The sequence below is a fragment of the Mycobacterium sp. E2733 genome (assembly GCF_001667585.1).
Taxonomy (GTDB): domain Bacteria; phylum Actinomycetota; class Actinomycetes; order Mycobacteriales; family Mycobacteriaceae; genus Mycobacterium.
The window spans coordinates 1-6,490 of record NZ_LZJZ01000014.1 but is presented as its reverse complement, the minus strand read 5'-3'; the positions used below and the strand labels follow the sequence as shown (position 1 = coordinate 6,490).

Sequence of the window (6,490 nt, the reverse complement as noted above, 5' to 3'; positions counted from 1 at the left end):
TCAACCGCTCCCAGTAGTAGTCGACTTCCTCCTGATCTTTGCAGTGGATGGTGAAAGACACCGCTTCGGTGAACTGGAAATGCGGGCCGCCGTTGATGCCGATGAACCGGGTGCCATCCAGGACGAAGCTGCCGGATAAGACGGTGCCCGGTTCGCCGGGCCCGGCCTCCGTGGTTCGGTTGAGGCCCTCGATGTGCGAGTTCGGGAAAATCGAGGTGTAGAACTCGGCCGCCTCTTCCAGGTTGTGGTCGAACCACAGCGACGGGGTGATCGATGGCATTTGGTCGCGGCCTCCTTGTTGGCTCGTTGGTGTTGTCACCGGATAGACCCCGGCGACCGCGAAAACTCATCGCGTCGTCGACCCGCAGGACGGTGCTTAAGCCCCCTATGTAACGTCAGGTCGCATGAGCACCGTCAGCAGCAGCGTCCCCCAGACGGTCGAGTTTTCCGGTCTCGGCGGCATCACCCTGGTCGCCGACGAATGGAACGGCGGGACCGACGGCGCGGGACGGCCGAGCGTCCTCATGCTGCACGGTGGCGGCCAAAACCGGCATTCCTGGAAAAACACCGGTCAAACGCTTGCCGACCAGGGACTGCATGTCGTCGCGCTCGACAGTCGCGGGCACGGTGACAGCGATCGCGCACCCAATGCCGACTACGACGTCGAGACCCTGACCGCCGACGTCTTGAAGGTGATCCAGGCGATCGGCCGGCCGGTGATGATCATCGGGGCAAGCATGGGCGGACTGACCGGCATCCTCGCCGCCCACCGGGCGGGCCCCGCCGAGGTGACCCGACTGGTCCTCGTCGACGTGGTGCCGCGATTCGAGAAGGGCGGCAGCGCCCGCATTCGCGATTTCATGATCAGCGGGCTCGACGGTTTCGACTCGCTGGAGGAGGCCGCCGACGCCGTCGCCGCCTACCTCCCGTACCGGGACAAGCCGCGCAGCCCCGAGGGGCTCAAAAAGAATCTGCGCCTGCGCGACGACGGCCGCTGGTACTGGCATTGGGACCCGGCCTTCATGACCAAGCCCGGCGACGATCCCGAGCTGCGCACCGAGAAGTTCGAGCAGGCCGCGAAGAACCTATCGATTCCCGTCCTGCTGATCCGCGGGAAGCTGTCCGACGTGGTGAGCCCCGAAGGAGTCCGGCATTTCCTGGCCAGCGTGCCGCGCGCGGAGTTCGTCGAGCTGTCCAACGCCGGGCATACCGCGGCCGGCGACGACAACGACGCGTTCAGCGACGCGGTGGTGAAGTTCGTCATGCGGCACTAACCGGACGCGCTAGTTCGATGGGGGCGACCCGCTACGCCCCGCTACGCGGCGCTTGCGATCGCCACTAGTTCGCCGGCTTTTCGGCGTGCCCGCCGAACTGCTTGCGCATCGCCGACAGCGCCTTGTTGGCGAAGTCATCGAGCGAACGCGAGGCGAAACGGGACTGAAGCGCGGTCGTCAGCACCGGCGACGGGACGCCCTCGTCGATCGCCGCGATCGCGGTCCAGCGGCCCTCCCCGGAATCGGAGACGCGACCGGAGAACTCCTTCAGATCGGGCGAATCGTGCAGCGCGATCGCGGTCAGGTCCAGCAGCCAGGAGCCGATGACGCTGCCGCGCCGCCACACCTCGGCCACCTCGGGGATGTCGAAGTCGTATTGGTAGAACTCCGGATTCGACAACGGCGCCGTCTCGGCGTCGCCCTCCTGCACCTGCTTTCCGATGTCGGCGCCGCGCAAGATGTTGAGCCCCTCGGCGAGCGAGGCCATCATCCCGTACTCGATGCCGTTGTGCACCATCTTGACGAAGTGGCCGGCGCCGGACGGACCGCAATGCAGGTAGCCCTGCTCCGATCGGGCGACCTCGCCGTCACGGCCCGGCGTGCGTGGCGCGGCTTCCACTCCGGGAGCGACGCTGGCGAAGATCGGTTCCGCGTGCAGAAAAGCCTCGTCATCGCCGCCGATCATCAGGCAGTAGCCGCGTTCCCGGCCCCACACACCACCGCTGGTGCCGCAGTCGAGTAGGTGAATGCCATTCTCCGACAGCGTCTTTGCGTGGGTGATGTCGTCGCGATAGTACGAGTTGCCGCCGTCGATGACGATGTCGCCGGAGTCCAGCGTCTTGGCCAGCTCATCGATCACCCCGGTCGTGATGGTCCCCGCCGGCACCATCACCCAGACGACCCGCGGAGCGGTCAGCTTCTCGGCGAGCTCTTGCAGCGACGACACCCCGGTGGTCCTCTCCTCCCCCGCCATCGCCTTGACGGCATCGGGGTTGTGGTCATAGACCACGCATTCGTGTCCGTCCTTGGCGACCCGGCGGACGATGTTCGCGCCCATCCGGCCGAGGCCGATCATCCCGAGCTGCATCTTTTTCGTTCTCCTTACTGTGACGTCTGCTTAGGCAGCCACGGCTCTTGCCAGCTGCGGTGACCATGCAGCAGCGACTGCGCCGCGTCGGGTCCCCAAAAGCCCTGGTCGTAGTGATGGATCCGGCCCGGCTTGTCCAGCACGGGCTGCACGATCCGCCATGTCTCCTCGATGGCGTCCTCCCGGGCGAACAGCTGGCGGTCCCCGGTGAGCGCGGCGTACAGGAGCCGTTCGTAGGGCCGCACGGCTTCCCCGAGATCCTCGGCGAACGACGAGTCCAGGTGGACGTCATGCCATTCGGCGCCGACTTGGGCGGACAACTGCAGCCGCATCCCGGGATCGGGATCGATGCGCAGCACGATCTGGTTGGGCGCGGGCGGCCGGCGGTTGGGTAGAAACGAAAATCCCGGAACGTGGTGGAGGAACATCCGCACCTCGGTGACCTTCTCCGGCAACGCTTTTCCGGCGCGCAAGAAGATCGGAACGCCGGCCCAGCGCCAGTTGTCGATCTCGGTCCGCAGCGCGATGTAAGTCTCGGTTTGGGAATCCTTCGCCACCCCGTCGACGTCGGTGTAGCCGCGGTACTGGCCACGCACGCAGCGCTCGGGATCCAGCGCCGGCATGGCGCGGAACACCTCGGCCTTCTTGTCGTTCAGGTCATCGGCGCTGGGACCGACCGGGGGCTCCATCGCGACCAACGCGAGCACCTGGAGCAGGTGGTTCTGCACGACGTCGCGAAGGGCGCCCACCGCGTCGTAGAACTTGCCGCGGTCCTCGATGCCGAAATCCTCGGCCATGGTGATGTGGATTTCGGAGATGCTCTCCCGGTCCCACAGCTTGGCCAGGCCGTTGTTGGCGAAGCGCAGATATTGCAGCTCTTCGACGGGTTGCTTGCCCAGAAAGTGGTCCACGCGCAGGATCTGGTCCTCGTCGAGCACCGCACGCAGTCGGGCGTTCAGGTCGCGGGCCGAGGCCAGGTCGTGGCCGAACGGCTTCTCCACCGCGACGCGCGCGCAGTCCAGCAGGTCGGCCTTGGCGAGGTTTTCCACGATCGGGGCGAACAGAGACGGCGGCATTTCCAGGTAGTACAGCGGCCGGCAATCCTTACCGATCTTCTTGGCAAGTTGGCCGTAGAGCTTTTCGTCGGTGACGTCGCCGTGCAAATAGGACAGCCGGCCCGCGAGCCGGTCGAACACCGCGTCATCGAACTTCTCACCGGACGCCTTGATGGCGTCGCGGGCGCGCTCGACCAGCTTCTCGAGGGGGATGTCGTCACTGGCAACGCCCACGATCGGGACGTCCAACATCTCGCGCGTCTCGAGCCGATACAAGGCCCGGTACGTCATCTTGCGTGCGAGGTCACCGGTGATGCCGAATATCACCAGCTTGTTCGAAGAGTTGTCACCGCCGTCAGCCAAGCCCGCACCTCCGAAAGTCATCGGCTCTTCCAGACTCACTACCCGCGGCGGTCGGACCTAACACTAGACATCGCATACAGACCCGACAACCTCGAGTCATCGCGGCCTTTGACAGGATGCTTGCGTGGGTGACGCGCTGCACATCACGGTCTACGTCCTGGCCGGCCTCGCCACGATCGAGGCCATCGCGCTCGCCGTGCTGTCGAGGCTGCTGGTCCGCAGCCGCCAGGAGATTGACGAGTTGCGGCACCGCACCGACACCCGCAGTTGGTTGCTGTCGGGTGGGCGCGAGGCCGTCAAGACCGTGTGGCAAACCGCAAACCTGGTGCGCAAAGAAGGCTTCGGCGGCGCTATACGCAGTTCGATAGAAGACCTTGCCGACTGGGCGGAGGTGGAGCGTCCCGACTTGGCACGCGTCACGCCGGACGGCCGAGTGGTGATCCTGTTCTCCGACATCGAGGAATCCACCGCGCTCAACGAGCGCATCGGTGACCGGGCATGGGTGCGGCTCATTGCGGCGCACGACAAGCTGGTCACGGACCTTGTGCGGCGGCGCTCCGGTCACGTGGTGAAGAGCCAGGGCGATGGCTTCATGGTCGCGTTCGCCCGCGCCGACCAAGCGGTGCAGTGCGGCATCGACCTGCAGCGTGCGCTACGCAAGGACGCAAAGCGCAAGCGGCACGAGGAGATTCTGGTTCGGATCGGCATCCACATGGGCCGCTCGGTGCGGCGCGGCGAAGATCTGTTCGGCCGCAACGTCGCGATGGCGGCGCGGGTGGCCGCGCAGGCCGTCGGCGGCCAGATCCTGGTGAGTCAGCCGGTGCGCGATGCTCTCGCCGACTGCGACGACATCCGCTTCGACGCGGGGCGCGACGTCGAGCTGAAGGGATTCTCGGGCGACTATCGCTTGTTCGCCGTCGAGGCCCCGGCCGATCCCGACTCGGACTGAAAGCCCTCGCCGTCGTATTCGGCCAGCCGCTGGTGTAGGCGCGACCGGACCTCGTCGGCCGTGTAGGCGCGTCGTTTGCGTTGGTCGCGAACCACCAGTACGCCCCCTGCGACGACACCGGCGACGCCGGCCAGCCCAAGCCATTTCCACACGTTGCGCATGAACACAGGGTATTCGCGCTGTGATTAACTTGTGTGCGCTTGCAACTCCGAAACCCAAGGGCTGTACGTGTTCAACGACATGCCGACCGGCCTGATCCGGGATGAGTTCACCACTGTGCGCGACGGACGCGAAGCACTCGCCTGATGATGCTGACCCTCGAAGAGGCGCTGAACGAGACTCGCACTGGCGATCTCTGGCTGTTTCGCGGCCGCTCGCGGCCCGACCGCGCGATTCAGACGTTGACGAACGCACCGGTGAATCATGTCGGCATGACAGTGGCCATCGACGACCTGCCGCCGTTGATCTGGCATGCCGAACTGGGCGACAAGCTCGTCGACATGTGGACCGGAACCAACCACCGCGGTGTGCAGCTCAACGATCTGCACCAGGCCGTCGTGCAGTGGACGCAGCGTTACGGCCAGCGGTGCTGGCTACGTCAGCTGACACCCCATCCCACCCGCGAGCAAGAGAACAAGCTCCTTCGGGTGATCGCCCGGATGGACGGCACCGCGTTTCCCACCACCGCCCGGCTGACCGGTCGCTGGTTCCGCGGCCGGCTACCGACCATCAACGACTGGGTGCGCGGAATACCCTTGGTGGACACCAAGGTTCGCGAGCAGACCCGGCGCCGCCGGGAAGAGCGCAAGATGAGCCTCTCCACCGCCTATTGCGCGGAGACTGTGGCGATCACCTACGAGGAAATGGGATTGCTGAACACGGACAAGGACGCCAACTGGTTCGATCCGGGAAAATTCTGGAGCGGTGACATTCTTCCGCTGGCGCCGGGCTATCAGCTGGGCGACGAAATCGCGGTCACGGTAAGCGAAGTCGGCTAGTCGACCGACATCTCGCCCATTTCGGACCATCCGCTCGCGTCGATGGTCTGGTTGATGATCTTCGGGGTGGACTTCAGTGCCTGCGGGAGTTCTTGCATCGCCCGCTTGAAGTGGTCGCTGTTGACGTGGATGCCGCCGGCCTCACCGTCACGGAAAGCCTCCACCAAGACGTACTCCGCCGGATTGTCCAGGCTGCGCGACCACTCGAACCACAGATTGCCTTCCTCGGCACGAGTGGCGGCCGTGAAGGACGCGACGAGTTCCGGCCAGCGGTCCGTCCACTCGGGCTTGGTCTCGAACTTCACGACGATGAAGATCATTGCGGCCCCTGCCTAGCTCGCTTCTGGATGCTGCGCCCCGCCCGATCATGGCGAGCAGCGCCAGCATATCGGCCGGCGGGCCCCGCCGGTGGGCGGTACCGCCAGCAAAGTGCGCCCCGGGCGTCTTGAATAGACACCCAGGGCGCAACTCCCGCATGAATCTGTGCGAATCTCGGACCGCTGACCCGCACGCAAGTGGCCTGCCTCACAAAACTTGCGCAGGCCGAGCTATTTCACTTCGCAGTAGGTCCCGTGCTATTCGCATGTCGTATATGCGTCAAATAGTAGCCCGAAAGATCGAGACCTTCGCGAATTGTTTTCGTTAAGGATTCGCAATTCCCGGGTCGCCGGGCGGCGGCAGTTCGGGCGCCGGGGGCGCGGGCGGCGCGGGGGCCGCAGCGTCGACCAGGACGGGCGGCGCCTCCGGCGGTGGCAGTGGCGCCT

At 65.5% G+C, this 6,490-nt stretch carries 8 protein-coding genes; 3 read left to right on the top strand and 5 right to left on the bottom strand.

What is annotated here, in order from left to right; genetic code table 11:
- Positions 1 to 280: VOC family protein (locus tag A5678_RS02260; RefSeq protein WP_197502014.1), on the bottom strand; the 280-nt coding region annotated here is incomplete at its 3' end.
- A 124-nt stretch (positions 281 to 404) separates the two neighbouring features.
- Between A5678_RS02260 and A5678_RS02255 the strand changes: the two genes are divergently transcribed.
- Positions 405 to 1,274, top strand: a complete 870-nt coding sequence (locus A5678_RS02255) for an alpha/beta fold hydrolase (protein WP_068037796.1) — start codon at positions 405 to 407, stop codon at positions 1,272 to 1,274.
- Positions 1,275 to 1,338: 64 nt separating this feature from the next.
- Here A5678_RS02255 and gnd read toward each other — a convergent pair whose 3' ends face one another.
- Together gnd and A5678_RS02245 are read right to left on the bottom strand one after the other, a co-directional pair.
- Entirely contained in the window at positions 1,339 to 2,361 is a 1,023-nt protein-coding gene (gnd, locus tag A5678_RS02250) for a phosphogluconate dehydrogenase (NAD(+)-dependent, decarboxylating) (RefSeq protein WP_068037794.1), read from the bottom strand.
- A 14-nt stretch (positions 2,362 to 2,375) separates the two neighbouring features.
- The gene (locus A5678_RS02245; RefSeq protein WP_068037799.1) at positions 2,376 to 3,779 is read right to left on the bottom strand and encodes a glucose-6-phosphate dehydrogenase; all 1,404 of its coding nucleotides are present in this window, start codon (positions 3,777 to 3,779) and stop codon (positions 2,376 to 2,378) included.
- Positions 3,780 to 3,903: 124 nt separating this feature from the next.
- On the opposite strand from A5678_RS02245, the gene A5678_RS02240 reads away from it, so the two are divergent.
- Positions 3,904 to 4,728: an adenylate/guanylate cyclase domain-containing protein gene (locus A5678_RS02240; RefSeq protein WP_068037792.1), complete on the top strand. Its 825-nt coding sequence runs from the start codon at positions 3,904 to 3,906 to the stop codon at positions 4,726 to 4,728.
- On the opposite strand, the gene A5678_RS02235 is transcribed toward A5678_RS02240, so the two are convergent.
- Complete coding sequence (locus tag A5678_RS02235) at positions 4,680 to 4,889, bottom strand: hypothetical protein (RefSeq protein ID WP_082945349.1); 210 nt, start codon at positions 4,887 to 4,889, stop codon at positions 4,680 to 4,682. The two genes, A5678_RS02240 and A5678_RS02235, sit on opposite strands and share 49 nt — an antisense overlap.
- A gap of 147 nt (positions 4,890 to 5,036) precedes the next feature.
- Here A5678_RS02235 and A5678_RS02230 point away from each other — a divergent pair, with 147 nt between their 5' ends.
- A complete protein-coding gene (locus A5678_RS02230; RefSeq protein ID WP_068037798.1) occupies positions 5,037 to 5,726 on the top strand; it encodes a guanylate cyclase in 690 nt (229 codons plus the stop codon).
- On the opposite strand, the gene A5678_RS02225 is transcribed toward A5678_RS02230, so the two are convergent.
- Positions 5,723 to 6,046: a putative quinol monooxygenase gene (locus tag A5678_RS02225; protein ID WP_068037786.1), complete on the bottom strand. Its 324-nt coding sequence runs from the start codon at positions 6,044 to 6,046 to the stop codon at positions 5,723 to 5,725. The two genes, A5678_RS02230 and A5678_RS02225, sit on opposite strands and share 4 nt — an antisense overlap.
- Positions 6,047 to 6,490 lie beyond the last annotated feature (444 nt).

Excerpts from the sequence above, each read along its gene's own strand:
- A5678_RS02255 (WP_068037796.1), top strand. The coding sequence starts at position 405 with ATGAGCACCGTCAGCAGCAGCGTCCCCCAGACGGTCGAGTTTTCCGGT.
- gnd (WP_068037794.1), bottom strand. The coding sequence starts at position 2,361 with ATGCAGCTCGGGATGATCGGCCTCGGCCGGATGGGCGCGAACATCGTC.
- A5678_RS02235 (WP_082945349.1), bottom strand. The coding sequence starts at position 4,889 with ATGCGCAACGTGTGGAAATGGCTTGGGCTGGCCGGCGTCGCCGGTGTC.
- A5678_RS02230 (WP_068037798.1), top strand. The coding sequence starts at position 5,037 with ATGCTGACCCTCGAAGAGGCGCTGAACGAGACTCGCACTGGCGATCTC.
- A5678_RS02225 (WP_068037786.1), bottom strand. The coding sequence starts at position 6,046 with ATGATCTTCATCGTCGTGAAGTTCGAGACCAAGCCCGAGTGGACGGAC.